Raw genomic sequence first — 24,678 nt, forward strand, 5'->3', positions numbered from 1 at the left:
GTGTGGAATCCCGAACGCCTATAGTGTGCCCATCGCGCACACAACAAGAACGACAGCCCATGCGCCACAAGGAACTCAAAGCCTGGACCGGCGGAGTCGCCCATCTGCTCCCGCTGGCCGCCGGTCGTCCGCGCCTGCTCGGCCTCAGCCAATGGCTGCAGCAGGTCTGTGCGGTGGATAACTTCGTGCTCTTCGTCTACGAAGGCAACCACCGCCCACTGGACCTGTTCGACACCTTCCCGGCCGACATCCGCCACGTCTACGTCGAGGACTACCAGGTCGGCCCCTACCTGCTCGATCCCTTCTACCTCGCCTGCACCCGCCACCAGGCGCCGGGGCTGTGGCGCCTGCGGCAGTTCGCGCCGGACCACTTCTACGTGGGCGAGTACTACCAGACCTACTACCAGCAGACCGGCCTGACCGAGGAGATCGCCTTCTTCGTCGACTTGGCCGACGGTGCCACCGCCGTGCTCTCGCTGATGCGCAAGACTTCCAGTCCGGCCTACAGCCGCGACGAGATGCAGCTGCTCGAATGTGCGCGGCCGGTGGTCGAGCAGGTGGTGCGCGAAGCCTGGGAACTGCGCCGCGCGCAACCGCGTCCGGCGCAGGACCTGGACTACCAGATCCGCGAGGCCTTCGACCAGTTCGGCGCCCAGCTGCTCACGCCCCGCGAGCAGGAGATCGTCCAGCTGCTGCTGCGCGGGCACTCCAGCGCCTCGGTAGCGGAGCAGCTGGATATCAGCCCAGGCACGGTGAAGATCCACCGCAAGAACATCTACGCCAAGCTCGGCATCGGCAGCCAGTCGGAGCTGCTCGGGCTGTTCATCCGCGAGTTGGCCGGACGCGATGTGGCGGGTGGGATGCGCGCAGCCGGCTGAACCGGGTAGCTCTTTTGTAGGAGCGAGCTTGCTCGCGAACGGGCTCCCCGATAACTCCGGCGCTGGGCGATTCGCGAGCAAGGGCCGGGCGCCCCCTCGGTCCTGCAGGGGATTCCTGTCCCGCGATCGCGCGCCGAGAGAACCAATCCCGCCATCTATCCCCCGAGGGATATATACACCCCGAAAGCCCCATTGCTAGCGTGACCACCAACAAGAACAAGGTGGGAGCGCGGTGATGGAAAGCGGTCAGGATGTCGATATCGAGTTCCGTAACGTGGTCAAGCGCTATGGCAGCGTGCCGGCGGTCAACGGGCTGAGCTTCAAGGTCAAGCGCGGCGCTTTCCATTCCTTCCTCGGCAGCTCCGGCTGCGGCAAGACCACCACCCTGCGGATGATTGCCGGCTTCGAGCAGCCCAGCGAAGGCGAGGTCCTGCTGGCCGGCCAGGCGGTGGCAGGGGTGCCGGCGCACCAGCGTGCGGTGAACATGGTGTTCCAGCACTACGCGCTGTTCCCGCACCTGACGGTGGCCGAGAACATCGCCTACGGCCTGCGCTATCGCACGCCGCGCCCGGACCGCGCGCAGCAGCGTCGCATGGCTGACGAGGCGCTGGAGATGGTGCGTCTGTCCGGCTTCGGCACACGCAAGCCCCACGAGCTTTCCGGCGGCCAGCAGCAGCGCGTGGCGCTGGCCCGCGCGCTGGTCAACAAGCCCACCGTGCTGCTGCTCGACGAGCCGCTGGCGGCGCTGGACCGCAAGCTGCGCAAGGAGATGCAGTCGGAACTGCTGCGCCTGCAGCGCGAGGTCGGCATCACCTTCGTGCTGGTCACCCACGACCAGGAAGAGGCGCTGTCGATGAGCGACAGCATCAGCATCATGAAGGACGGCCTGATCATCCAGACCGCCACCCCCGAGGCGCTCTACGAGACCCCGGCGAGCCGCTACGTGGCGGACTTTATCGGCGAGTCCAACCTGTTCGCCGGCACCGTCCGCCGCCTCGATTCCGGCCGTGTGGTGCTGGGCACGCCGGCCGGGCTGGAACTGAGCAGCCCGCCGACACCCACCGGTCCCTCGCTCTCGCCCCAGGCCGAAGGCTGCATCGCCGTGCGCCCCGAACTGGTCGGCATCGCCGCCGCCGATTCGGAGCTGCAGCGCGAAGTACGCCTGAAGGGCCGCGTCGAAGACCGCATCTACCTGGGCAACCTCACCGAATACCGCGTGCGCACCGACGCCTTCGGCATTGTTTGCGTGCGCGTGCCGCGCAAGGCCGGCGGCGAGGCGGAAGCCTTCGAGCACGGCGCGCCGGTGCAGGTCGGCTGGAACCAGGCCAGCGGCCTGGCCATGGCGCTCTGAAAACGATCCAATCCTAACCAGAAAAATCAGCAGACAGGCGGGGAGTGACGATGGACAAGAAGAACTTCATCAAGACGATGCGCAGCTGGGAAAACGGCTCCATCACGCGGCGCGATTTCCTCGGCAAGACCGGCCTCGGCCTGGCGATGGCGGTGGTCGCCGCCAACACTCCCGGTCTGCTGACCGGCAAGGCCTACGCGACCGAGGGCAGCAATATCGGCGACCGTCTGGCCCTGGCCACCTGGCCGAACTACCACAGCCAGGAGAACTTCGACGCCTTCGCCAAGGCCACTGGCGCCCGCGTACAGATGAACGTGTTCGGCTCCAACGAGGAGATGCTCGCCAAGCTGCAGGCCGGCGGCAGTGGCTGGGACGTCTTCGTGCCGACCAACTACACCATCAGTACCTACGTGCAGCTCGGGCTGATCGAGCCGCTGGACCTCTCGCGCATCCCCAACTTCGACCCCAAGGCCTTCGAGGAGCGCTTCATGGCCCAGGGCACGGTGGACGGCAAGGTCTACGCGGTGCCGAAGAACTGGGGTACCACCGGCATCGTCTACGACGCCAGCCGCGTGAAGGGCAGCCCGGATTCCTGGAAACAGTTCTGGGACCTCACCCTGACCAGCGCCTCGGGCCGCACCATCGTCCACGACTACCAGCTCACCGCTATCGGCAACGCGCTCAAGTACTACGGCTACAGCTTCAACTCGCTGGACCCGAAGGAGCTGGCCGAGGCCGAGAAGCTGCTGATCCAGGCCAAGCCGCACCTGTTCGCGATCAACTCCGACATCCAGCCCTCGCTGCGCAACGGCGATGCCTGGATGGCCATGGCCTGGACCGGCGATGCTTCCCAACTGCACCGCGACAACCCGGACATGACCTTCGTGCTGGGCAAGGAGGGCGGCGAGATCTGGAGCGACTTCTTCGCCATCCCCAAGAGCGCCGAGCACAAGGATGCCGCCTACGCCTTCATCAACTATCTGCTCGACCCGCCGCACAACAAGCTGGAGGTGCTCTCCCACGGCTACCCGAGCGGCGACAAGCGTGTCGACGCGCTGCTCTCCAAGGAAATGCTCGACGACCCGATCATGTACCCGGCGGCCGAGCGTCTGTCGCCGCTGGAGTTCGGCGCCGCGGCGACCCTTACCAGCCCGGCGCGCGCCGAGCTGATGGCGCGGTTCAAGGCCGCCTGATCGGCAGCTTCAGCGTTTATGCGGAATGCGGCGGATAACGCTGGTGCGTTATTCGCCCTGCCGCGAAGGTCCGCTCCATGCGTAGGGAATCGAACATGAACATCGCTGTCAGCGCCCCGTTGCCGCAGACCCAGGCGACGCCCGCGGTTTCGCGCGCGAAAAGCCTCGGCCGGCGCGTCACGCTCCTGCTGCTCCTGCCGTCCACCCTGTGGTTCCTGCTACTGCTGCTGATGCCGCTGGTGATCATCCTGGTCTTCAGCTTCGGCGAACGCAGCGCCGTGGGTGGTTATGGCGGCGGGCTGACGCTGGAGAACTACCTGAACCTCGGTTCCCGCGCCCAGGCCTTCTGGAACACCCTGACCCTGGCGCCGCTGGGCACCCTGGCCTGCCTGCTGGCGGCCTACCCGCTGGCCTACTTCCTGGCGGTGAAGGTGCGACGCAACAAGTCGCTGCTGCTCACGCTGGTCATCGTGCCGTTCTGGACCAGCTTCCTGATCCGCACCTATGCCTGGATCTTCATCCTCAGCGGTCGCGGCATTCCCGCGCTGCTGGAGAGCTTCGGCATTGCCGACGTGCGCCTGATCAACACGCCCTACGCGGTGCTGATCGGCATCGTCTACGGCTACCTGCCGCTGATGGTGTTCCCCATCTACGTGACCCTGGAGAAGCTCGACAAACGCCTGCTGGAAGCCTCCGGCGACCTCGGCGCCAGCGCCTTCGAGACCTTCCGCCGGGTGACCCTGCCGCTCTCCGCGCCGGGGGTGATCACCGGGGTGATGCTGGTATTCATCCTGCTCATGGGCGAGTTCCTGATCCCGGCGATTCTCGGCGGCGGCAAGGTGTTCTTTGTCGGCAACGCGCTGGTCGACCTGTTCCTGCAATCGCGCAACTGGCCGTTCGGCAGCGCGGTGGCAATGACCCTGGTGGCGATGATGCTGGTGATCATCGGCGTCTACCTGAAACTCGTGGCGCGCTACGGCGGCTCACGCAACGACGGGGTGCTCTGACATGTGGCTACGCAGTTACTCCACCTCGGTCTACCTGTTCCTCTACGCGCCCATCGCGCTGATCATGCTCTTCGCCTTCAACGCCGGGCGCAGCGGGCTGAGCTTCCAGTGCTGCTCGGTGCAGTGGTTCGGCCGCGCCTTCGGCAACCCGTTCATCATGGAAGCCCTGGGTAACAGCGCGCTGATCGCCTTCTGCTCGGCGCTGATCGCCACGCTGTTCGGCACCCTCGCGGTGTTCGGCCTGCAGCGGGTCGGCAAGCGCGTGCGCCTGCTGTTCGACGCGCTGACCTACTGCGCGATCATCGTGCCGGGCATCGTCATCGGCATCGCCACGCTGATTGCCTTCATCACCCTGTTCGACGTGGTGAATCCGCTGCTGGCGCTACTGGATATCGGCCTGCCGAAACTCAACATGGGCTTCGGCACCGTGGTGGCAGCGCACTCGCTGTTCACCATGGCGCTGGTGATGGTGATCGTCCGCACCCGCGTCGAGGCGATGGACAAGTCGCTGCTGGAAGCCTCCGCCGATCTCTACGCGCCGCCGCTGGACACCTTCTGGCGCGTGACCTTGCCGCAGATCGCCCCGGCAATCCTCGCCGGCTTCCTGCTGGCGTTCACCTTCAGCTTCGACGACTTCATCATCGCCTTCTTCGTCGCCGGCTCGGAAACCACGCTGCCGATCTACATCTTCTCGTCGATCCGCCGCGGTATCACGCCGGAGATCAACGCCATCTCCACGGTGATCATCTGCGCCTCGCTGGCGCTGCTGTTCACCTCCCGCTACCTGCAGAACCGCCGCACCGGCGTTCAGGCCGCCTGAGGGCCGACTTCAAGGAGACTCGAGGATGCGCGACCAGCTCTACATCAACGGGCAGTGGGTCAGGCCGGACCTGGGCGGCCGCTTCACCAGCTACGACCCCGCCACCGGCCAGCCGCTGCATGAAGTGCCGGCGGCCACCGAGGAAGACGTCGACCACGCGGTGCGCGCGGCGCGTACAGCGTTCAATCGTGGCTGGGGGCAGAGCCGCGGCAGCGAGCGTGCCGAATGGCTGGAAGCGCTGGCCGAGGAGCTCGCACGCAACCAGGATTCGCTGGCTGAACTGGAGGTGCGCGACAACGGCAAGCCGCTGCCCGAAGCGCAGTGGGACGTGGCCGACGCGATCGGCTGCTTCCGCTACTACGCCGAGCTTGCGCGGGAACTGGACGAGCGCCAGGACCAGGCTCTGCCACTGCCCGACGAACGCTTCCGCTGCCGCATCCGCCAGGAACCGGTGGGCGTGGCCGGGCAGATCATCCCCTGGAACTACCCGCTGCTGATGGCTGCATGGAAGGTCGCGCCGGCGCTGGCGGCGGGCGCCACCTGTGTGCTCAAGCCGTCCGAGCTGACGCCGCTGAGCGCCCTGGAACTGGCCGCCGCGGCGGACGCCATCGGCTTGCCGGCCGGCGTGCTGAATGTGCTGCCGGGGCTGGGCGCGGAGGCCGGCGGGCCGCTGAGCCAGCACCCGGGCGTGGACAAGCTGGCCTTCACCGGCAGCGTGCCGACCGGCTCGCGGATCATGTCGGCGGCGGCCCAGGACATCAAGAACGTCAGCCTGGAGCTGGGCGGCAAGTCTGCCTTCATCGTCTTCGAAGACAGCGATGTAGAAGCGGCGGTGGAGTGGATCCTGTTCGGCATCTTCTGGAACCAGGGCCAGGTGTGCAGCGCCACCTCGCGCCTGCTGGTGCAGGAGGGCATCGCCCCGCGCCTGATCGAGCGTCTGGTGGAAGCGACCCGCGCCATCAGCATCGGCAACGGCATGGAGCCGGGCGTTCTGCTCGGCCCGCTGGTCAGCCAGGGGCAGCACGAGAAGGTGCTCGGTTTCGTCGACAAGGGCCGCGCCGGCGGTGCCCGCCTGCTCACCGGCGGCAAGCGTCCCGCGGGGCTGGAGCAGGGTTGGTTCATGGAGCCTGCGATCTTCGACGAACCGGCCGAGGACGCGCTGATCTGGCGCGAGGAAATCTTCGGCCCGGTGCTCTGCGTGAAGCGCTTCAAGACCGAGGCCGAGGCCCTGCGCCTGGCCAACGACAGCCGCTTCGGCCTGGCCGGCGCGGTGATGTCCGGCGATCCGCAGCGCGCCGCGCGGGTGGCGGACGGGCTGCGTGCGGGGATCGTCTGGGTCAACTGCTCGCAACCCACCTTCACCCAGGCGCCCTGGGGTGGCATGAAGCACAGCGGCATCGGCCGCGAGCTGGGCGTGTGGGGGCTGGAGAACTACCTGGAGGTGAAGCAGGTGACCGAGTACATCTCCGACCAGCCCTGGGGCTGGTACCTGAAGTAGGGGCATCACTGTTGGAGCGAGCTTGCTCGCGAATGGATACTCTCGGTCATTCGGGTGTTTCGGCCGGGCTTCGCCCCTCTCCCCAGCCCTCTCCCTTCAGGGAGAGGGGATGGTGTGAATCCGGCACTCAATCGAGGTTGTGCCCGATCCGCCAGAGCACGCCGCTCGGGTCGTGCAGGGTGAAGTCGCGCATCTTCCACGGCTGGTCTTCCGGCGCGCCAAGGCGCACGCCGTAGCGCTCGGCGAGGCCGGCGTCGCGCACCTTGGCGTACCAGGCGTCGGCGTCCTCCACCAGCAGGTGCAGCATCAGGTTCTCGGCGAATTCCTTGACGTAGTAGTTCTGCAGCAGGAAGGCGCAATGGTCGCCGTGGTGGAAGTAGGCGAGCTCCTCGGAGCTCCACGGCGAGTTGAAGCCCAGGTCCTTGTAGAACTGCTGGGAGAGTGCGAAATCGCGGGCGGGGACGAAGACTTTCAGTTCAACGCTGGCAGTGCTCATGGGCAACCTTCCTGGTTCATGCGTGAGCAGGCTTCTCGACGGTGTTTTCTATGGGCCGGGCCGCCTCTGGCGGGCGGCTGGCTGCGAGTCTAACTCAGAGCTTGCGCTGCATGTAGCGATGGCTGGAGACGCCCGGCAGCGTCGAGACGCGCTCCACCTGCACCTCGAAGCCGAAACGTTCATAGAGCGCCTGTGCCTTGGGATTGGCTACCGAGACGTCCAGCGCCGCCATGGGCAGGCCATTGCTGCGGCCGATTTGCAGGAAGTGCTCGATCAGCTGGCTGCCCAGCCCCTCGCCACGAAGGTCCGGCGTGACGCCCAGGTGCGCGAGGTACAGCGTTCTGCGCGGCGGCGGGCAGATGATCCTTTCCAGTTGCAGGCCGCGGCGGATGACGCCGGGCGCGGCCAGGCCGAAATAGCCGAGAATCTGCCGCGTGGCCGCAAGCATGTAGCCCAGCGTCACCTCGCCGCCGAACACCGTGCCGGCGGTAATGACTTTACCGTCCTGTTCGCCGACCCAGTGCTGGCGCCAGCCGAACTGCCCGCCACCCTGGACGAAGGCGTAGCGCAGGAAGTCCTGCGCGCTATTGCGGCCGGGGCGGGCGAAGGCATAGTCGAAGGCGTCGGGGCCTGAGCTGTAGATCAGCGGGATGGCGGCGTCGACATCATCGGGGCGGGCGCGGCGGAAGGTCAGCGGCATGCAGGCGACTCCTGGGTGGGAGTCGAGAATCTAGCACCATGGTTCCATAAAGTGCAGCGCTCAGCCTTGTGCTTCGAGCCAGTGCAGTGCGCCAAGCCCGGCCGCGCGGCCGCTGGCAAAGCAGGCGGTAAGCAGGTAGCCGCCGGTGGGCGCTTCCCAGTCGAGCATTTCGCCGGCACAGAACACGCCCGGCAGCGCCTTGAGCATCAGGCAGTCGTCCAGCGCCTCGAAGGTCACGCCACCGGCGCTGCTGATGGCTTCGTCCAGCGGGCGGGTGCGCACCACGGTCAGCGGCAGCGCCTTGATCAGGGCGGCGAGGCGCTGCGGGGCGGCATAGTCGGCGGCTGTGGACAACTCGCGCAACAGCCCGGCACGCACGCCGTCCAGCCCCAGGCGGCCGCGCAGATGGTTGGCCATGGACTTGGAGCCGCGCGGCTGCGCCACGGCCTTGGCGACCTGTTCCAGGCTGCGGCTGGGCAGCAGGTCCAGGTGCACCGTGGCGCTGCCGGACTGCTCGATGCGCTCGCGGATAGCGGAAGACAGGGCATAGACCAGGCTGCCCTCGATGCCGCCGGCGGTGACCACGAACTCGCCCTGGCGCGGCGTGTCGCCGGGCAGCGAGAGGGCCACCGGCTTGACCGGTGCGCCAGCGAACTTGTCGCGGAAGAATTCGCTCCAGCCAGCCACCTCGAAACCGCAGTTGGCCGGGCGCAGCGGCGAGATATCCACAGCGCGCTCGGCCAGCAGCGGTACCCAGGCACCGTCCGAGCCCAGGCGCTGCCAGCTGCCGCCGCCGAGGGCGAGTACGGTGGCATCGGCCGTCACGCTGCGTTGGCCTTCCGGCCCTTCGATCAGCAGCGCGCCGTTGACGTTCCAGCCCAGCCAGCGGTGGCGGGTGTGGATGACCACGCCGGCTTCGCGCAGGCGCTTGAGCCAGGCCCGCAGCAGTGGTGCGGCCTTCATGTCGGTGGGGAATACGCGGCCGGAGGTGCCGACGAAGGTCTCGATGCCCAGGCCATGGATCCACGCGCACAGCGCCTGGTTGTCGAAAGCGTCGATCAGCGGCGCCAGGGTTTGCGCACGCTTTCCGTAGCGCGACAGGAACGGCTCGCGGGGCTCGGAATGGGTGATGTTCATACCGCCGACGCCGGCCAGCAGGAATTTGCGACCGACCGAGGGCATGGCGTCGAACAGGTCCACCTTCACCCCGGCGCCGGCCAGGACTTCGGCCGCCATCAGGCCAGTGGGGCCGCCGCCGATGACGATGGCGGTACGGGAGGCGAGCGGGCGGGAATCGATCATGCAGAAGGCCAGGCGGAGAGTGCGGGAAAAGGCGCAATTCTAGCGCAGCAGCACTGCGCGCCGGTTGCTCATTTTTTGCCCAGTTTTCCCGGAGCCTGCGCAGGCGAGGGCGTCGAGCGCTTTCCCGCAGGTTATCCACAGGCCGTTCCACAGCCATGGTGGAAAACGTTGGCCGCGGCATATTCCAAGGAGGTGGTCAGTATCGTACAGCGCGCCCTGATCCCCAGAGGGTAGGGGTTACGATAATTCTGACAGCGGATCGAGATTCCGCCGATGTTGGCGCTTTTGTGAATCCGTCAGCATGCGGGCCTCTTGCAACCTTGGTCCGATGCTCGATGAAAGTTCGTGATTACCTTCGCTCTCATGAGGCTCACCTTTGGGTGGAGGGCAGTGACACCCGCGTGCGCGTGAATGGCCTCGACATCGTTATTCGCGCGCTCCCCAGCGAGGAAATTCGCACTCTGCTCAACGAGGCGGTGGCCCATATGGTGGTGCGCCTGAATAAAAACCTGCAGGGTTCGAAAGTGAAGTTCGAGCAGCGTGTGCTCGAGTTGCTGTCGATACAGGTCGCATTGCACAACCTCTACGTGTTCACCAACTGGAGCCGCCTGTTACCGCGCTACCTGCAGTTCGCGGGGCCGCTGCGCGCCCAGGAACTGCTGCAGCACCATGTACCCGAACAGGTGATGCGTTTCTGCGAGAAGCACTACGGTGAGGATTGCCGCCTGCGCGCCAGCGCGCTGCTGGGCTTCTCGGCCCAAGAGCTGGCGCGTTGGGAGCAGCAGCGCCTGCCCTCGCGCATGGACACCAACAACTCGCGCTACCGGGCCAACTGAAGCTCGCGCGCTACCCGCGCCGCGCTGTGGTGCAGGATGCCATGGCGCCGGGCCAGCGCGCGGCGGTCCTTGTCGTAGCCCCCGCCGATCACGCCGATCACCGGAATATCGCTGGCCAGGCAGCGGCGGATGACATGCTCGTCCCGCGCTGCCAATCCCGCATCGGTCAGTTGCAGATAGCCCAGGGCATCGTCCTTGTGCACGTCCACGCCGGCGTCGTAGAGCACGATGTCCGGCTGGTACAGCGGCAGCAGGTAGTCCAGCGCTTCCTCCACCACCTTCAGGTAGTCCGCATCGTCCAGGTGCAGCGGCAGGGGAATGTCCCAGTCGCTCTGCGCCTTGCGCGCGGGGAAATTCTTTTCGCAGTGCAATGACACGGTCACCGCGTCCGGCACGTTCTCCAGGATGCGTGCAGTGCCATCGCCCTGGTGCACGTCGCAGTCGAAGATCAGCACACGGTTGGCCTTGCCGCTTTCCAGCAGGTAGAGGCTGATCACGGCAAGATCGTTGAAGATGCAGAAGCCCGAGGCGTGGTCGTGGTGCGCGTGGTGGGTGCCGCCGGCCAGATGACAGGCCAGCCCATGTTCGAGCGCCAGTTCGGCCGTCAGCAGCGAGCCGCCGACCGCACGCACGGTGCGCCGGGCCAGCGCTTCGCTCCAGGGCAGGCCGAGGCGGCGCAGTTCTTCGCGGCTCATCTCGCCGCTGCAATAGCGCTCGATGTAATCGCGGTCGTGGGCCAGGGCGAGGATATCCACAGGGCAGAGTTCCGGACGCAGCAGCTCGGCGTCGCTCACCAGGGCGCTGTCCACCAGGTGGTCGCGCAGCAGGCGGAACTTCTCCATGGGGAAGCGGTGGTTGTCCGGGAAGGGCGGACTGTAGTCGTCGTGGTAGACCAGGGGCAGCGGCATGGCGACAAGGGTACGCCGAGCTCGTGCACGGACGAAAGGGCCGGCATGGCGCCGGCCCTTCTGGATCAGCCTTCGTTGGAGAGGGCGGTGCTGCGTTGCGCGCTTCGGCTGGTGACCACCGAGACCGACCACAGCACGAAGCCGCCGATGGCCAGCAGGCTGCCGACCCAGCCCGGCGAGGTCCAGCCGTAGCCGGCCGCCAGGGCCAGGCCGCCGAGGTACGGGCCCAGCGCGTTGGCGAAGTTGAACGCCGAGTGGTTCAGCGCCGCGGCCAGGCCCTGGGCGTCTTCGGCGACGTCCATCAGGCGGGTCTGCAGCACGGTGCCCAGGGCGCCGCCGAAGCCGACGAAGAACACGCAGATGGAGATGGTCCAGATGTTCCCGGCGGTGAACGGGAAGATCGCCAGCACCACCGCACTCCACACCAGCAGGCCACCGGCGGTGGGCATCACGGCGCGGTCGGCGAGTACCGGGATGAACAGGTTGCCCAGGGTCATGCCGATGCCGAACACCGCCATCACCAGCGGCACGATGCTCGGCGAGATGTGGGTGACGGCGCCAAGGATGTCGGCCAGGTAGGTGTACACCGCGAACAGGCCGCCGAAGCCGATGGCGCCGATGCCCAGGGTCAGCCAGACCTGGCCGCGCTTGAGCGCGCCCAGCTCGCGCAGCGGGCTGGAGTCCGGCTCGGCGGGCGAGTAGGGCGCGAGCAGGCGCACGCAGATCATGGTCAGCACGCCCAGTGCCGCGACCAGGGCGAAGCTCCAGCGCCAGCCCACGGCCTGGCTCAGCCAGTTGGCCAGCGGCACGCCGATGATGGTGGCGACGGTGAGGCCGAGGAACATCCGCCCGACCGCCACCGTGCGCCGGTGCGGCGGCACCACGGAGGCAGCGACCAGCGCGGCAATGCCGAAGTAGGCGCCGTGGGGCAGGCCGCTGATGAAGCGGAACAGCAGCATCCAGTGGTAGGTCGGCGCCAGGGCGCTGAGGCCGTTGCCGACGGCGAACAGCGCCATCAGCAGCACCAGCAGGGTACGCCGCGGCAGGCGCGCGCCGAGCACCGCCAGCAGTGGCGCGCCGACCACCACGCCCAGGGCGTAGGCGCTGATCACGTGGCCGGCGGTGGGGGCATCGATGCCCAGCGCCGGGGCGAAATAGGGCAGCAGGCTCATGGTGGCGAATTCGGTGGTGCCGATGGCGAAGCCGCCGACGGCAAGGGCGAAAAGCACCAGGGCCGTACTGCGTTGCAGTCCGGTGGTGGAGGTCGTCATGGGGTTTCCTTGGTCTTCTTGAGGTGCGCCGTGGCAGCGCGGCTGTCTGCGAGAGCACGGTCAAGGCAGTGACCGACAGCGAAGGTAGGAGAAAAATACCAGATGATGGCGCTCGTTGCTGAATCGATTGCGCCTGGTCTGACGGATTGCCGCCTACAGGTCCGTGGGCGGGTATCATGGTCACCTTTGCCGACGCGTGATGCCGACCATGGATATCCCGAGCCTGACTACCGAGCGCCTGCTGCTGCGGCCCTGGCGCACCGAGGACCTTGCGCCCTTCGCCGCGTTGAACGCCGACGCACAGGTGATGCGCCACTTCCCCGCCTGCATGAGCCGCGAGGAGAGCGACCTGCTGGCCGCGCGCATCCTCCAGCATTTCGACGAGCATGGCTTCGGCCAGTGGATAGTCGAGCGCCGCGAGGATGGCGCGTTCCTCGGCGTGCTCGGGCTGGCGCGGGTGTCCTTCGAGGCGGCCTTCACGCCCGCAGTGGAGATCGGCTGGCGCTTCAACGTCGCCCACTGGCGCCAGGGCTATGCCTTGGAAGCGGCCCGCGCCGCGCTGGATTTCGCTTTCGAGCAGTTGCAGCTGGAGGAAGTGGTGGCCTTCACCGTGCCGGCCAACCTGCCGTCCCAGGGCTTGATGCAGCGCCTGGGGATGATTCGCGATGAAGCCGGCGACTTCGAGCACCCGCGCCTGCCGGAAGGCCACGCCTTGCGCCCCCATGTGTTGTACCGGATTCGCCGCCCATGAAGCCGGAAGACGGCGTGCGCGCCTACCACGAACTGAGCAGCCATCGTCCGGAGCGCTTCGCCCCCGGCCCCGGCCAGCTCGACTGGGCGACCCAGCCGGCCGCCTTCCGCCGCTACGCGGGGGCGCGCTGTGTCGAACTGCTGCACCGGCCGCAGGAAGAGTCGCCGGGGTATGACGACGCCTTCGCCGGCCCCATCGGCCCACCGGCGCCACTGAGCCTCGCCAGCGTTTCGCAGCTGCTCTACGACAGCCTGGCGATCTCGGCGTGGAAGGAGGCCGGCGGCAACCGCTGGGCGCTGCGGGTCAACCCGTCCAGCGGCAATCTGCACCCGACCGAAGCCTATCTGCTGCTGCCCCCCGGCGCTGTGGATAACGCTGCGCTGCTGGTGCACTACAGCGCCGACGAACACGTGCTGGAGGTGCGCGCCGAGCTGCCCGCGCCGCTGGCCGAACCCTTGAACGATGCGCTGCCGGCGGGTGGTTTCCTGCTGGCGCTGGCGAGCATTCCCTGGCGCGAGGCCTGGAAGTACGGCGAGCGCGCCTACCGCTACTGCAATCATGACCTGGGCCACGCGCTGGCCTGTCTGGGCATCGCCGCGGCGATCCAGGGTTGGGAGGTGCGCCTGTTGCGCGGCATTGCCGAATCACGGCTGGATGCGCTGATCGGTCTCGACCGCGAAGGCTTCAGCGAGCATGAGTTCGCCGACGCACTGCTATGGATCGGCCCGGCGCAGCCGGCCGAATTCCCATTGCCCGACTCCCTGCTCAAGGGCCTTGCCGAGTTGCCGCTGGACGGCACGCCGAATCGCCTGTCCCGCGACTATCGCCACTGGCCGGAGCTGGAGCGCGTGCACCAGTTGTGCCGCGCGCCCGCGTTGCCCGCCGGCCAATGGAGCGTCGCGAATGCCTATCCCGCTGTGGATAACCCCGGCCTGCCGTTGCGCCCGATCCTGCATCGTCGGCGCAGCGCGCAGTCCATGGATGGCCGCAGCGGCATTCGCGCCGAACTGCTGTATGCCTGGCTGCAGCGGTTGATGCCGGAGCGCTCGCCCGTGCCGTTCGCCTGCACCGGCGAGCCGGCGCGTGTCGACCTGCTGCTGTTTGTCCACCGCGTCCAGGGCCTGGAGCCGGGCCTGTACTGGCTGGGCCGCAGTGGTCGCGAGGCGGGAGGGTTGCGCGAGGACTACCTGTGGCAGCCGGTCGAGGAGAGCGGTGTGCCGCTGTACCGCCTGTTGTCCGGTGATGCACGCGGGCTGTCGGCGTTCCTGTCCTGTGGGCAGGACATCGCCAGCGACGGTTGCGTCGCCTTCGCCATGCTCGCCGACCTCGACACCGCGCTGACCGAGGGCGCCTGGACTTATCCGCGCCTGTACTGGGAAGCCGGGCAGATCGGCCAACTGCTCTACCTGGAAGCCGAAGCGGCGGGCCTGTCGGGCACCGGCATCGGCTGCTATTTCGATCCGGCAGTACGCCAACTGCTGGAAGGGGGGCCGGACTGCCCAGTCAGCCTCTATCATTTCACCATTGGCCGCGCGGTCTGGGATGAACGGCTCACCAGCCTTCCCGCCTATCCGTCGCCACGCCGACTCCCACTTCAGCAAGACCGCAATTGAGGAAACAACGCGCATGACCCAGATCCTGGACAACCTGGTGGCTCTGCTGAGCCTGGAACAGATCGAAGAGAACCTGTTCCGCGGCACGAGCCAGGACCTCGGGTTCCGCCAGCTCTACGGCGGGCAGGTACTCGGCCAGGCGCTGTCGGCGGCCAGCCAGACCGTCGACCCGGAGCGCCACGTGCACTCGATGCACGGCTACTTCCTGCGTCCGGGCGACGCCAGCAAGCCGGTCGTCTACCAGGTCGACCGCGTGCGCGACGGCGGCACCTTCAGCACCCGCCGCGTCACCGCGATCCAGAAGGGCCAGCCGATCTTCGCCCTGAGCACCTCGTTCCAGACCGACGAGGAAGGCTTCGAGCACCAGATCAGCATGCCCGACGTGGTCGGCCCGGAGAACCTGCCGACCGATCAGGAACTCAAGAAGCGCAGCGCCGCGCAGTTCCCCGAGCGTATCCGCGACAAGCTGCTCTACCCCAAGCCCATCGAAATCCGCCCGGTGACCGAGAACGACCCGTACGACCCGGAGGTCGGCGAGCCGATCAAGTACCTCTGGCTGCGCGCCGACGGCAAGCTGCCGGACATCCCGGCGCTGCACAAGTACATCCTCGCCTACGCCTCGGACTTCGGCTTCCTCACCACCTCGCTGCTGCCCCATGGCCGCTCGGTGTGGCAGAAGGACATGCAGGTCGCCACCATCGACCATTCCGTGTGGTTCCACCGCGACCTGCGCGCGGACGAGTGGCTGCTCTACGCCATCGACAGCCCCTGGGCCGGCAATGGCCGCGGCTTCGTGCGCGGCAGTATCTTCAACCGTGAAGGCCAACTGGTCGCTTCCTCGACCCAGGAAGGCCTGATCCGTCGCCGCGAGGACTGGGCATGACGCTCGCCCTGCCGCTGGGAGAGATTCGCCACTGGGTGTTCGACATGGACGGCACCCTGACCCTGGCCGTGCACGACTTCCCGGCGATCAAGCGGGCCCTGGGGATTCCCCAGGAGCACGACATCCTCACCCACCTGGCCGCGCTGCCGGAGGATGAGGCGGCGGCCAAGCACGCCTGGCTGCTGGAGCACGAGCGCGAGCTGGCGGTGGCGTCCAAAGCGGCGCCGGGCGCGGTGGATCTGGTGCGTGCGCTGCATGCTGCGGGTTACCGCCTGGGCATCCTGACGCGCAATGCCCACGAGCTGGCGCTGATCACGCTGGCGGCCATCGGCGTTGGCGATTGCTTCCTGACCGAGGATGTTCTCGGGCGTGGCGAGGCCGACCCCAAGCCGAGCCCGGATGGCCTGCTGCGTCTGGCCGCACGCTGGGACGTGGCGCCGCAGACCATGCTGATGGTCGGCGACTACCGCTTCGACCTCGACTGCGCGCGTGCGGCTGGGGCACACAGTGCGCTGGTGAATCTTGCTGAGAATCCCTGGCCCGAGCTGACCGACTGGCATGCGCAGGACTGCGCGGAACTGGGGCGGATGGCGGGGGTACTGGTTTAATCCGCTGCTTGCGAGCGGGCTCCTGCACCGGGCCGCCGTGGATGTCTGCCCGTGCGCGATTGGGCATCGCGGATGAATCCGCTCCTATGGTGGCCTGATTGGCATCGGTGCTGGGGCTCCTCCCCTCACCCCAGCCCTCTCCCAAAGGGAGAGGGGGCCGTTCGGCGTTGCCGGGGGGGCACGGCGTTCGCCGGACGCCAGGTCAGTTCCCTCTCCCTCCGGGAGAGGGTTAGGGTGAGGGGCCGCCAGGCCGCTTTTCTTACAGCTCCGGCGTCCAGGTCACCGCCAGCAGCGCGGTGCGGCCTGGTTCGCGGTAGGGGCGGGCTTCGCCCATGAAGTCGCTCGGGCTGGTGGGGCGCAGGTAGTCGCCCAGGGTGTAGTTGCGGTCCAGGGCGTTATCCAGCTTCAGGTCGAAGCGGACTTCGTTGCTGGCCAGCCAGCTGGTGCGCAGGTCGAGAACGCCGTAGCCGGAGAGTTCGCGGGTGTTGGCCGCGTCGTCGTAGCGCTGGCTGACCGCGCGCCAGGTGCTGCCGACGCCAAAGGCGCCGAACTGGCGATCCAGGTCCAGGCTCAGGGTGCGGCGCGCGCGGTAGGGCAGGGTGTGGCCGGTATCGCGGTCGCGCGGGTCGATCAGGCTCAGGCCGAGCGCGGCCTGCCAGCCCAGTACTTCGCGGGCAACGCTGGCCTCGAAGCCATTGATGCGTGCCTTGTTGATGTTCTCCGGCTGGTTGCTGGTGCTGTCCCAGGCGATCAGGTCGTCGACCTCGGTGCGGTACAGCGCGGCTTCCAGGTGCGTGCCGGAAAAGTCGCCGCGCCATTGCAGCTCGTAGGTCTTCGAGGTCTCGGCCTTCAGGTCCGGGTTGCTCGCGCCGGGGTAGTAGAGGTCGCTGAAGGTCGGTGCGCGGAAGCCTTCGCCGTAGCTGGCGATCCAGGTCTGGTTGTTGCCGACCGGCAGGCTGAAGGCGGCGTTCCAGCTGTTCTGGCTGCCGTAGGCCTGGTTGTTGTCGTGGCGGATGCCCAGCTCGGTGCCGAAGTCGTCGCCCTTGAAGCTGTGCTGGGCGAAGAAGGCGCGGTTGCTGCGCTGGTCCTCGGCGAAGTCGGTGCTGCCGTCGACCTTGTCCTCGTACCAGTCGGCGCCCAGGGCCAGCTGATTGGCCTCGTCCAGTTGCAGGCGGTTGATCCAGCTCGCCGAGTGGCGGGTGGTTTCCAGCGTGCCGTTGTTCCAGCTGTCGGCCGCGCCCACGGCCTTGTTGCGGTCGAAGCTGCGGCCCAGCTCCAGGCGGCTGCTCCACATGTTGGTGATCTGGCCGTCGAGGTAGGCGCTGTAGCTGCTGACGCGGAATTCGTCGCGGGGCGAGCCCGGCTCGAAGTTGTAGGCGTCGTCGTATTCGTTTTTGCCGCGCTGGTCGTTGAGGTTCAGGCCGGCCTTCCAGTCCTCGCTGAAGCGATGGTCCAGGTTCAGGTGCACGGCCTTGTTGCGCTGGGCGTCGTGGTCGTTGTCGGCGCCGACGTTGTCGCTGGTGCGGTCCCAGCCCTGGCTTTCGTCCAGGCTGCCGCCGAGGTTGTAGCGGGTCTGCTCGGTGCCGCCGGAGAGGCTCAGGCTGCGCTCGAAGGTGCCGTGGCTGCCGGCGGCCAGGCGCACTTCCGGGTGCAGGCCGGCTTCGCCGCGGCGGGTGAAGATCTGGATGACGCCGCCGATGGCGTCGGCGCCGTACAGCGCGGAACGCGGGCCACGGGTCACTTCGACGCGCTCGATGCTGTCGATGCTCAGGTAGTCCAGGCGGGCAATGCCGCTGCTGGCCGAGGCGATGCGCTGGCCGTCCACCAGCACCAGGGTCTGCGCGGTGCTGGTGCCGCGCACGGAGTAGGAGACCACGCCACCGGAGCTACCCATCTGCACGCCGGGCACACGGGCGAGCAGGTCAGGGACGCTGCGTACCTGCAGGCGCTCGATGTCGGCGCGGGTGAACACGCTGTTGGCCGAGGTGGCTTCGGCGCGCGGCTCGGCCTGGCGCGCGGAGGTGATCACCTGGTCGGAGAGCCGGTAGATGTCGTCGGCGGCGAAGGCCAGGCCGGGCAGCAGGCTGGTGGCCAGGGCGAGTCGGGTCAGTTTCATGGAGCGTCCTCAAAAGCGGGCGGATGACTTTCGAGGAGGGCGTGGCAAGGGCGGCAGGCCGCACTTGACGGTGCGGCCCTCCGCAACACCTGTCGGGGCGTGTCGAGGGCGGTCTCCGGGCTGCCGACGTCACATCGCCGCCTTCCCACAATCTGCAGTGGCCATGGCGATGCTACGAATCGAACCGGCCCTGATCTGCTGCACGTCGGCATAACGGCGTTGAAAGCAGAAGCGAAATGCTCATTTGCTGTAGCAAACTCCGCTTCCACTTCTGCTTTCGCCTTGTTCTGCTCTAGCTCGCGAGATCAGGATCCGGTTCGGGAACGTGTCGGTTACCGTTGCGGGGGCAGCGCAGGTCTTTCACCTGCTTCCCGTTACCTCGAACGAAAACGGGCGCACCTTAGTAGGTGCGCCCGTGGCTGGCAATACTCAGGACGAGGGATGTGCTCAGCGGTCGCCGAGGACGTGCAGGCGCGCACGTACCGCGGCTTCGATGCCGGCGGCGTCCAGACCGCACTCCGCCAGCATCTGCGCAGGCTTGGCATGCTCGACATAGTAGTCCGGCAGGCCCAGGTGCAGGATCGGCTGCTGGATATTCTCGCGGGCGAGGAATTCGCTGACGGCGGCGCCGGCGCCACCCATCACCGAGTTCTCCTCGATGGTCACCAGCAGCTCGTGGCTGGCGGCCAGCTGGCGCACCAGTTCCTCGTCCAGCGGCTTGACGAAGCGCATGTCGGCGACCGTGGCGTCGAACTGCTCGGCGACTTTCAGTGCCTCGGCCAGTTGCACGCCGAATACCAGGAAGGCGACCTTGCCGGCCTTGCCTTCACGGCGCACCACGCCCTTGCCGATTTCCACCGGAGCCAGCTCGGCTTCGATGGCGGCGTTCGGGCCGGTGCCGCGCGGGTAGCGTACCGCCGCCGGGCCTTCGAAGTGATGGCCGGTGGTGAGCAGCTTGCGCAGTTCGTTCTCGTCGCTGGGGGTCATCACCAGCATGCCGGGGATGCAGCGCAGGTAGGAGAGGTCGAAGCTGCCGGCGTGGGTCGGGCCGTCTTCGCCCACCAGGCCGGCACGGTCGATGGCGAACAGCACGTCGAGGTTCTGCACCGCGACGTCGTGGATCAGCTGGTCGTAGCCGCGCTGCAGGAAGGTGGAGTAGATCGCCACCACGGGCTTGGCGCCGTCGCAGGCCATGCCGGCCGCCAGGGTCACGGCGTGCTGTTCGGCGATGGCGACGTCGAAGTAGCGATCCGGGAACTTGTCGGCGAAGGCCACCAGGTCGGAGCCTTCCTTCATCGCCGGGGTGATGCCGACCAGGCGCGGGTCCTGGGCAGCCATGTCGCACAGCCACTGGCCGAACACGCTGGAGTACTTCGGCCCGCCGGCCTTCTTCGGCACGGCGTGGGCGGGGGCGCCCTCGGGTTCGAGCTTGGTGATGGCGTGGTAGCCGATCGGGTCGATCTCGGCCGGGCCGAAGCCCTTGCCCTTCTTGGTCACCACGTGGAGGAACTGCGGGCCCTTGAGGTCGCGCATGTTGCGCAGGGTGGCGATCAGGGTCGGCAGGTCGTGGCCGTCGATGGGGCCGATGTAGTTCCAGCCCAGCTCCTCGAAGAGCGTGCCGGGGACCAGCATGCCCTTGGCGTATTCCTCGGTGCGGCGGGCGATCTCCCAGGCGCCGGGCAGGCGCGAGAGCACCTTCTTGCTGCCTTCGCGCATGCTGCTGTAGGTGCGGCTGGAGAGGATCTTGGCCAGGTAGTTGGACAGGCCGCCGACATTGTTGGAGATCGACATGTCGTTGTCGTTGAGGATCACCAGCATGTCGGCCTTCACTTCCGACGCGTGGTTGAGCGCCTCGAAGGCCATGCCGGCGGTCAGCGCGCCGTCACCGATCACCGCCACCGACTTGCGGTTGGAGCCCTGCATGCGCGCGGCGATGGCCATGCCTAAGGCGGCGCTGATGGAGGTGCTGGAGTGGCCGACGCCGAAGGTGTCGTACTCGCTCTCCGAGCGGCGCGGGAAGGCGGCCAGGCCGTCCTTCTGGCGCAGGCTGCCCATGCGCTCGCGGCGACCGGTGAGGATCTTGTGCGGGTAGGCCTGGTGGCCGACGTCCCACACCAGGCGGTCGTCCGGGGTGTCGAAGACGTAGTGCAGGGCGACCGTCAGCTCGATGACGCCCAGGCCAGCGCCGAAATGGCCGCCGGTCTGGCCGACGCTGTACAGCAGGTACTGGCGCAGTTCGTCAGCGAGGGTCAGCAGCTCCGCTTCCCCCAGCCGGCGCAGCTCGACCGGCGTGCTGGCGCGGTCGAGCAGAGGCGTGGCGGGGCGCTCGCGGGGAATCTCGTGGAACGTCGTGGGCATCAGGCTGATCGTTATGAGAGGCAAAGATGCGGAAGTTTACCCGAAGCTCCGGATTGGCCCAAGCAACGTGGGGCCAATCCTTCGGACGACCGGATGGTCGGGATTCGGCCGCCGGCTGTGCCGAAATCGTCGTCGCCCCTGCCGATTGCAGGCAAGCCAGCCCCGGCGCCAGGCGCCACTGTAGGCACGATGACCGACCGGCGGCGGTTTGCCGCAGCCTTTTGTAGCAATCGAGGAGGATGGCGTGACCCGACTGAGTCTGGAAGAACTGCGCGAATTGTCCGAGGCGATCCTGCGTCGCCATGGCTTCAGCGAGCCCCATGTGCAGGGCGTGACCGAGACTGTGCTGGCCGGCGAGCGTGATGGCTGCACGTCCCACGGTGTTTGGCGCCTGCTCGGTTGCATCCATACGGCGCGCGCCGGCAAGGTCTCGCTGGACGCTGTGCCAGAGCTGTCGGAACCGGCCCCGGCGCTGGTGCGGGTGGACGCCAAGGGTGGCTTCTCGCAGTGCGCCTTCGATCTGGGGCTGCCGAAACTGGTGGAGAAGGCGCGCAGCCAGGGTATCGCCGCGATGGCGGTGAACCACTGCGTGCACTTTTCGGCGCTGTGGGTGGAGATCGAGCGGATCGTCGCCCACGGCCTCGTGGCCCTGGCCGTTACGCCGGCCCAGGCTTACGTGGCGCCGGCCGGCGGGAAGAGGCCATTGTTCGGCACCAATCCCATCGCCTTCGGCTGGCCGCGCGCCGGGCAGAACCCCTATGTCTTCGACTTCGCCACCACGGTCGTGGCGCGTGGTGAAATCCAGCTGCACGAGCGCGAGGGCAAGTCGATTCCGCTGGGCTGGGGGATCGATGCGCAGGGCAACCCCAGCACTGACGCAAGCGCCGTGCTCGACGGCGCCATGCTCACCTTTGGCGGGCACAAGGGCTCGGCGCTGGCGACCATGGTCGAGCTGATCGCCGGCCCGCTGATCGGCGACCTGACCAGTGCCGAGTCCACGGTGTTCGACGAAGGGACGAAGTCCTCGCCGTACCACGGCGAATTGCTGATCGCCATCGACCCGGCGCGCTTCCTCGGCGCCGAAGCACCGCAGCACCTGGCGCGGGCCGAGACGCTGTTCGAGTCCATCGTCGACATGGGCGCGCGCCTGCCGTCGCAGCGGCGCTTTGCAGCGCGCGAACGCAGCCTGAAAGAGGGCGTAGAGATCAGCGATTCGCTGTATGCCGACTTGCGCAAGCTGCTGGAGTAACGGCACTTCCCTGTAGGCGCGCATAAAAAAGCCCCGGCGCAAGGCCGGGGCTGAGCATCGGTGCGGGACTGGCCGACAGTTGACTCCCGCGCCGACGAACCCTCAGCGAGTCACGGCGTTGCGTGTCGTCTCGCCATCCACCAGCCGCGCGATGCCCAGCGGGTTGGCGTCCTTCAATGCGTCTGGCAGCAGCGCATCCGGGTAGTTCTGGTAGCACACCGGGCGCAGGAAGCGGTCGATGGCGAGGCTGCCGACTGATGTGCCGCGCGCGTCGGAGGTCGCCGGATATGGCCCGCCATGGACTATCGCGTCGCAGACTTCCACGCCGGTCGGGTAGCCATTGATCAGCAGGCGCCCGGCCTTGCGCTCCAGCACCGGCACCAGGGCGGCGAAGTGTGTGAGGTCGCCCGGCTCGGCGATCAGCGTGGCGGTGAGCTGGCCGTGCAGGCCATCCAGCGCGCGGCGCAGCTCGGCTTCATCGGCCACTTCGACGACGAGGGTGGTCGGGCCGAAGACTTCTTCCTGCAGCAGTTCCTCGCCTGCCAGCAGCAATTCAGCCTTGGCCTGGAACAGTTGCGGCTGCGCCTGTGAGCCTTCCTGCGGCTGGCCGGCGAGGTGGCGCAGGCCGGGGTGGGTGAGCAGCTTGGCGATGCCCTTCTCGTAGCTTTTCAGGGTGCCGGCGTTGAGCATGGTCTGCGCCGGGCGCTGGCCGATCTCGGCGATCAGGTTGGCGACGAACAGGCTGAAGGCCGGCGAAGCGATACCGATCACCAGGCCGGGGTTGGTGCAGAACTGGCCGCAGCCCATGACCACCGAATCCACCAGTTCGCGGGCGATCTTCTCGCCGCGTGCGTCCAGTGCGGCGGGGAGGACCAGCACCGGATTGATGCTGCTCATCTCGGCGAATACCGGGATCGGCTGGGGGCGGGCGGCGGCCAGGGCGCACAGTGCGCGACCGCCCTTGAGCGAGCCGGTGAAGCCGACCGCCTGGATCGCCGGGTGCTTCACCAGCGGTTCGCCGACGCCGGCGCCGTAGATCATGTTGAACACGCCAGCGGGCATGCCGGTGGATTCGGCTGCGCGGACGATGGCTTCGCCGACGAGTTCGGCGGTCGCCATGTGGCCGCTGTGGGCTTTCACCACGACCGGGCAGCCGGCGGCCAGCGCGGCAGCGGTGTCGCCACCGGCGGTGGAGAAGGCCAGCGGAAAGTTGCTGGCGCCGAAAACGGCTACCGGGCCGACGCCGGTACGGTACTGGCGCAGGTCCGGGCGTGGCAGCGGCTGGCGCTCCGGCAGGGCGCGGTCGATGCGCGCGCCGAGGAAGTCGCCCCGACGCAACACCTTGGCGAACAGGCGCATCTGGTTGGCGGTGCGGCCACGCTCGCCCTGGATGCGCGCGGCGGGCAGGGCCGTCTCGCGGCAGACGGTGGCGATGAAGTCGTCGCCGAGGGCTTCCAGTTCGCTGGCGATGGCGTCGAGGAACTGCGCGCGGCGCTCCGCCGGCAGCGCGTTGTAGGCCGGGAAGGCGGCTTCGGCGGCGCCGGCGGCGGCGTCGACTTCGGCCTCGGTGGCCTGGAGGAATTCGCGCGGTAGTGCTTCGCCGGTGCTGGCGTCAAGGCTCTGCAGGCGGATGCTGCCGGTGCCGATGCGTTGGCCGGCGATGAAGTTCTGGGCGGTCATGGGCGGGCTCTCTGGTGGAAAAGTGCAGGCGAGGAACGAAAGCCCCTCACCCCAGCCCTCTCCCGGAGGGAGAGGGGGGCAGATCGTGCGACCGGTGACGCTGGAGTTGGCCGGCTGGCACGGTGCTCGGAAACCGTGAGCGTACCTGCGAACACGGGAGTTCTAGCGGGTACGCACGGTCCCCTCTCCCCTTGGGAGAGGGTTAGGGTGAGGGTGGTTCAATCTCCACTCAGAGTCCGACATCCGGCAGCTTCGGCCGATTCGCCAGTGCCTTGGCCATGATTGTCTCCACGTGCTCGCGGTCCGCGCCTTGCAGCGCCAGGCGCGGCGGGCGGGTGAGGGCGGTGCCGCGGCCGGCGATCTCTTCGCAGAGCTTGATGCATTGCACCAGGTCCGGGCGGGCGTCGAGGTGGAGGATCGGCATCAGCCATTCGTAGATCGGCATGGCTTCTTCGTAACGGCCGGCCTTGCACAGGCGGAAGATGGTCTCGCCCTCTTGCGGGAAGACGTTGGACATCCCCGAGATCCAGCCTTCGGCGCCCACGGCGATGCTCTCCAGCACCACGTCGTCGAGGCCGGCGAAGAGGATGAAGCGGTTGCCCACTTCGTTGCGAACGTCGATGAAGCGGCGGGTGTCGCCGGAGCTGTCCTTGAAGCAGACGATGTTCTCGCAGTCGGCCAGGGAGATGAGGATGTCCGGGGTGACGTCGTTCTTGTAGATCGGCGGGTTGTTGTAGACCATCACCGGCAGGTCGGTGCTGGTGGCCACGCTGCGGAAGTGCGCGGCGGTTTCATGGGGCTTGGAGGAGTAGACCAGCGCGGGCATCACCATGATGCCGTCGACGCCGACCTTCTGCACCGCCTTGGCCACCTGCGAGGCACCGTGGCTGGTGAACTCGGCAATGCCGCAGATCACCGGCACGCGGCCGCCGGAGGCGTCCTTGGCGACTTCGGTGACGGCCATCTTCTCCTCGATGGTCAGCGAGGTGTTCTCGCCCACGCTGCCGCACACCACCAGGCCGGAGACGCCGTCGCGCACCAGGTTGGAGATCACCTTGTGGGTGGCTTCCAGGTTGACCGAGAAATCATCGTTGAACTGAGTGGTCACCGCGGGGAACACGCCACTCCAATTGACCTTCTTGCTCATGTTGCTCTCCAAT

21 protein-coding genes and 1 riboswitch are annotated in these 24,678 nt (G+C 67.5%); of the genes, 12 read left to right on the plus strand and 9 right to left on the minus strand.

What is annotated here, in order from left to right; all coding sequences use genetic code 11:
• Positions 1–59: 59 nt before the first annotated feature.
• From GJV37_RS14215 to GJV37_RS14240, 6 genes are all read left to right on the plus strand, one after another.
• Complete coding sequence (locus GJV37_RS14215) at positions 60–878, plus strand: helix-turn-helix transcriptional regulator (RefSeq protein ID WP_024764640.1); 819 nt, start codon at positions 60–62, stop codon at positions 876–878.
• Between the two features lie 235 nt (positions 879–1,113).
• Positions 1,114–2,229 (plus strand): ABC transporter ATP-binding protein, encoded by a 1,116-nt coding sequence (locus GJV37_RS14220; RefSeq protein ID WP_065086614.1) that lies wholly within the window; start codon positions 1,114–1,116, stop codon positions 2,227–2,229.
• A gap of 50 nt (positions 2,230–2,279) precedes the next feature.
• Entirely contained in the window at positions 2,280–3,422 is a 1,143-nt protein-coding gene (locus tag GJV37_RS14225) for an ABC transporter substrate-binding protein (RefSeq protein WP_193452674.1), read from the plus strand.
• A 95-nt stretch (positions 3,423–3,517) separates the two neighbouring features.
• Positions 3,518–4,429, plus strand: coding sequence for an ABC transporter permease (locus GJV37_RS14230; protein ID WP_024764642.1), 912 nt, complete (start codon positions 3,518–3,520; stop codon positions 4,427–4,429).
• Between the two features lies 1 nt (position 4,430).
• A complete protein-coding gene (locus GJV37_RS14235; protein WP_024764643.1) occupies positions 4,431–5,249 on the plus strand; it encodes an ABC transporter permease in 819 nt (272 codons plus the stop codon).
• Between the two features lie 25 nt (positions 5,250–5,274).
• Positions 5,275–6,747, plus strand: coding sequence for an aldehyde dehydrogenase family protein (locus GJV37_RS14240; RefSeq protein ID WP_170859203.1), 1,473 nt, complete (start codon positions 5,275–5,277; stop codon positions 6,745–6,747).
• Between the two features lie 127 nt (positions 6,748–6,874).
• Here GJV37_RS14240 and GJV37_RS14245 read toward each other — a convergent pair whose 3' ends face one another.
• The 3 genes from GJV37_RS14245 to GJV37_RS14255 all read right to left on the minus strand — a co-directional run bounded on the left by GJV37_RS14245 (position 6,875) and on the right by GJV37_RS14255 (position 9,245).
• On the minus strand, positions 6,875–7,243 hold the full coding sequence (locus tag GJV37_RS14245) for a VOC family protein (protein ID WP_065086612.1): 369 nt from the start codon (positions 7,241–7,243) through the stop codon (positions 6,875–6,877).
• Positions 7,244–7,337: 94 nt separating this feature from the next.
• Positions 7,338–7,943, minus strand: a complete 606-nt coding sequence (locus tag GJV37_RS14250; RefSeq protein ID WP_170859204.1) for a GNAT family N-acetyltransferase — start codon at positions 7,941–7,943, stop codon at positions 7,338–7,340.
• 60 nt (positions 7,944–8,003) lie between these two features.
• Positions 8,004–9,245, minus strand: coding sequence for a TIGR03862 family flavoprotein (locus GJV37_RS14255; RefSeq protein ID WP_170859205.1), 1,242 nt, complete (start codon positions 9,243–9,245; stop codon positions 8,004–8,006).
• Between the two features lie 380 nt (positions 9,246–9,625).
• Here GJV37_RS14255 and GJV37_RS14260 point away from each other — a divergent pair, with 380 nt between their 5' ends.
• Complete coding sequence (locus tag GJV37_RS14260; protein ID WP_024764648.1) at positions 9,626–10,081, plus strand: hypothetical protein; 456 nt, start codon at positions 9,626–9,628, stop codon at positions 10,079–10,081.
• Here the strand turns inward: GJV37_RS14260 and GJV37_RS14265 are convergent.
• Together GJV37_RS14265 and GJV37_RS14270 are read right to left on the minus strand one after the other, a co-directional pair.
• A complete protein-coding gene (locus tag GJV37_RS14265) occupies positions 10,066–10,989 on the minus strand; it encodes a histone deacetylase family protein (RefSeq protein ID WP_170859206.1) in 924 nt (307 codons plus the stop codon). The genes GJV37_RS14260 and GJV37_RS14265 overlap by 16 nt on opposite strands.
• 65 nt (positions 10,990–11,054) lie before the next feature.
• On the minus strand, positions 11,055–12,260 hold the full coding sequence (locus GJV37_RS14270) for an MFS transporter (RefSeq protein ID WP_169888571.1): 1,206 nt from the start codon (positions 12,258–12,260) through the stop codon (positions 11,055–11,057).
• A 208-nt stretch (positions 12,261–12,468) separates the two neighbouring features.
• On the opposite strand from GJV37_RS14270, the gene GJV37_RS14275 reads away from it, so the two are divergent.
• From GJV37_RS14275 to GJV37_RS14290, 4 genes are read left to right on the plus strand one after another with little or no spacing between them, the layout of a single operon-like run.
• Positions 12,469–13,011, plus strand: coding sequence for a GNAT family N-acetyltransferase (locus tag GJV37_RS14275; RefSeq protein WP_170859207.1), 543 nt, complete (start codon positions 12,469–12,471; stop codon positions 13,009–13,011).
• Positions 13,008–14,624 (plus strand): nitroreductase family protein, encoded by a 1,617-nt coding sequence (locus GJV37_RS14280; protein WP_170859208.1) that lies wholly within the window; start codon positions 13,008–13,010, stop codon positions 14,622–14,624. The genes GJV37_RS14275 and GJV37_RS14280 overlap by 4 nt, the downstream gene beginning before the upstream one ends.
• 13 nt (positions 14,625–14,637) lie before the next feature.
• On the plus strand, positions 14,638–15,507 hold the full coding sequence (gene tesB, locus GJV37_RS14285) for an acyl-CoA thioesterase II (RefSeq protein WP_037010855.1): 870 nt from the start codon (positions 14,638–14,640) through the stop codon (positions 15,505–15,507).
• An 8-nt stretch (positions 15,508–15,515) separates the two neighbouring features.
• A complete protein-coding gene (locus GJV37_RS14290) occupies positions 15,516–16,115 on the plus strand; it encodes an HAD family hydrolase (RefSeq protein WP_170859279.1) in 600 nt (199 codons plus the stop codon).
• 259 nt (positions 16,116–16,374) lie between these two features.
• Here GJV37_RS14290 and GJV37_RS14295 read toward each other — a convergent pair whose 3' ends face one another.
• Positions 16,375–18,231 (minus strand): TonB-dependent receptor domain-containing protein, encoded by a 1,857-nt coding sequence (locus GJV37_RS14295; protein ID WP_193452675.1) that lies wholly within the window; start codon positions 18,229–18,231, stop codon positions 16,375–16,377.
• Between the two features lie 89 nt (positions 18,232–18,320).
• A riboswitch (cobalamin riboswitch) is annotated at positions 18,321–18,659 on the minus strand.
• 19 nt (positions 18,660–18,678) lie between these two features.
• Positions 18,679–20,589, minus strand: a complete 1,911-nt coding sequence (gene dxs, locus GJV37_RS14300; RefSeq protein ID WP_024764654.1) for a 1-deoxy-D-xylulose-5-phosphate synthase — start codon at positions 20,587–20,589, stop codon at positions 18,679–18,681.
• A gap of 244 nt (positions 20,590–20,833) precedes the next feature.
• On the opposite strand from dxs, the gene GJV37_RS14305 reads away from it, so the two are divergent.
• Positions 20,834–21,838: an Ldh family oxidoreductase gene (locus GJV37_RS14305; protein WP_024764655.1), complete on the plus strand. Its 1,005-nt coding sequence runs from the start codon at positions 20,834–20,836 to the stop codon at positions 21,836–21,838.
• A gap of 102 nt (positions 21,839–21,940) precedes the next feature.
• Here GJV37_RS14305 and GJV37_RS14310 read toward each other — a convergent pair whose 3' ends face one another.
• A complete protein-coding gene (locus tag GJV37_RS14310) occupies positions 21,941–23,518 on the minus strand; it encodes an aldehyde dehydrogenase (NADP(+)) (protein ID WP_170859209.1) in 1,578 nt (525 codons plus the stop codon).
• A gap of 229 nt (positions 23,519–23,747) precedes the next feature.
• On the minus strand, positions 23,748–24,665 hold the full coding sequence (locus GJV37_RS14315) for a dihydrodipicolinate synthase family protein (protein ID WP_024764657.1): 918 nt from the start codon (positions 24,663–24,665) through the stop codon (positions 23,748–23,750).
• Positions 24,666–24,678 lie beyond the last annotated feature (13 nt).

The sequence above is a fragment of the Pseudomonas nitroreducens genome (assembly GCF_010994165.1).
Taxonomy (GTDB): Bacteria; Pseudomonadota; Gammaproteobacteria; order Pseudomonadales; family Pseudomonadaceae; genus Pseudomonas; species Pseudomonas nitroreducens.

Bases quoted from the DNA above. Each gene is read 5' to 3' on its own strand.
- GJV37_RS14225 (WP_193452674.1), top strand. From the start codon at position 2,280: ATGGACAAGAAGAACTTCATCAAGACGATGCGCAGCTGGGAAAACGGC.
- GJV37_RS14255 (WP_170859205.1), bottom strand. From the start codon at position 9,245: ATGATCGATTCCCGCCCGCTCGCCTCCCGTACCGCCATCGTCATCGGC.
- GJV37_RS14295 (WP_193452675.1), bottom strand. From the start codon at position 18,231: ATGAAACTGACCCGACTCGCCCTGGCCACCAGCCTGCTGCCCGGCCTG.
- GJV37_RS14315 (WP_024764657.1), bottom strand. From the start codon at position 24,665: ATGAGCAAGAAGGTCAATTGGAGTGGCGTGTTCCCCGCGGTGACCACT.
- GJV37_RS14265 (WP_170859206.1), bottom strand. From the start codon at position 10,989: ATGCCGCTGCCCCTGGTCTACCACGACGACTACAGTCCGCCCTTCCCG.
- GJV37_RS14220 (WP_065086614.1), top strand. From the start codon at position 1,114: ATGGAAAGCGGTCAGGATGTCGATATCGAGTTCCGTAACGTGGTCAAG.
- GJV37_RS14250 (WP_170859204.1), bottom strand. From the start codon at position 7,943: ATGCCGCTGACCTTCCGCCGCGCCCGCCCCGATGATGTCGACGCCGCC.
- dxs (WP_024764654.1), bottom strand. From the start codon at position 20,589: ATGCCCACGACGTTCCACGAGATTCCCCGCGAGCGCCCCGCCACGCCT.
- GJV37_RS14275 (WP_170859207.1), top strand. From the start codon at position 12,469: ATGGATATCCCGAGCCTGACTACCGAGCGCCTGCTGCTGCGGCCCTGG.
- GJV37_RS14270 (WP_169888571.1), bottom strand. From the start codon at position 12,260: ATGACGACCTCCACCACCGGACTGCAACGCAGTACGGCCCTGGTGCTT.
- GJV37_RS14280 (WP_170859208.1), top strand. From the start codon at position 13,008: ATGAAGCCGGAAGACGGCGTGCGCGCCTACCACGAACTGAGCAGCCAT.
- GJV37_RS14235 (WP_024764643.1), top strand. From the start codon at position 4,431: ATGTGGCTACGCAGTTACTCCACCTCGGTCTACCTGTTCCTCTACGCG.
- GJV37_RS14215 (WP_024764640.1), top strand. From the start codon at position 60: ATGCGCCACAAGGAACTCAAAGCCTGGACCGGCGGAGTCGCCCATCTG.
- GJV37_RS14230 (WP_024764642.1), top strand. From the start codon at position 3,518: ATGAACATCGCTGTCAGCGCCCCGTTGCCGCAGACCCAGGCGACGCCC.
- GJV37_RS14245 (WP_065086612.1), bottom strand. From the start codon at position 7,243: ATGAGCACTGCCAGCGTTGAACTGAAAGTCTTCGTCCCCGCCCGCGAT.
- GJV37_RS14240 (WP_170859203.1), top strand. From the start codon at position 5,275: ATGCGCGACCAGCTCTACATCAACGGGCAGTGGGTCAGGCCGGACCTG.
- GJV37_RS14310 (WP_170859209.1), bottom strand. From the start codon at position 23,518: ATGACCGCCCAGAACTTCATCGCCGGCCAACGCATCGGCACCGGCAGC.
- tesB (WP_037010855.1), top strand. From the start codon at position 14,638: ATGACCCAGATCCTGGACAACCTGGTGGCTCTGCTGAGCCTGGAACAG.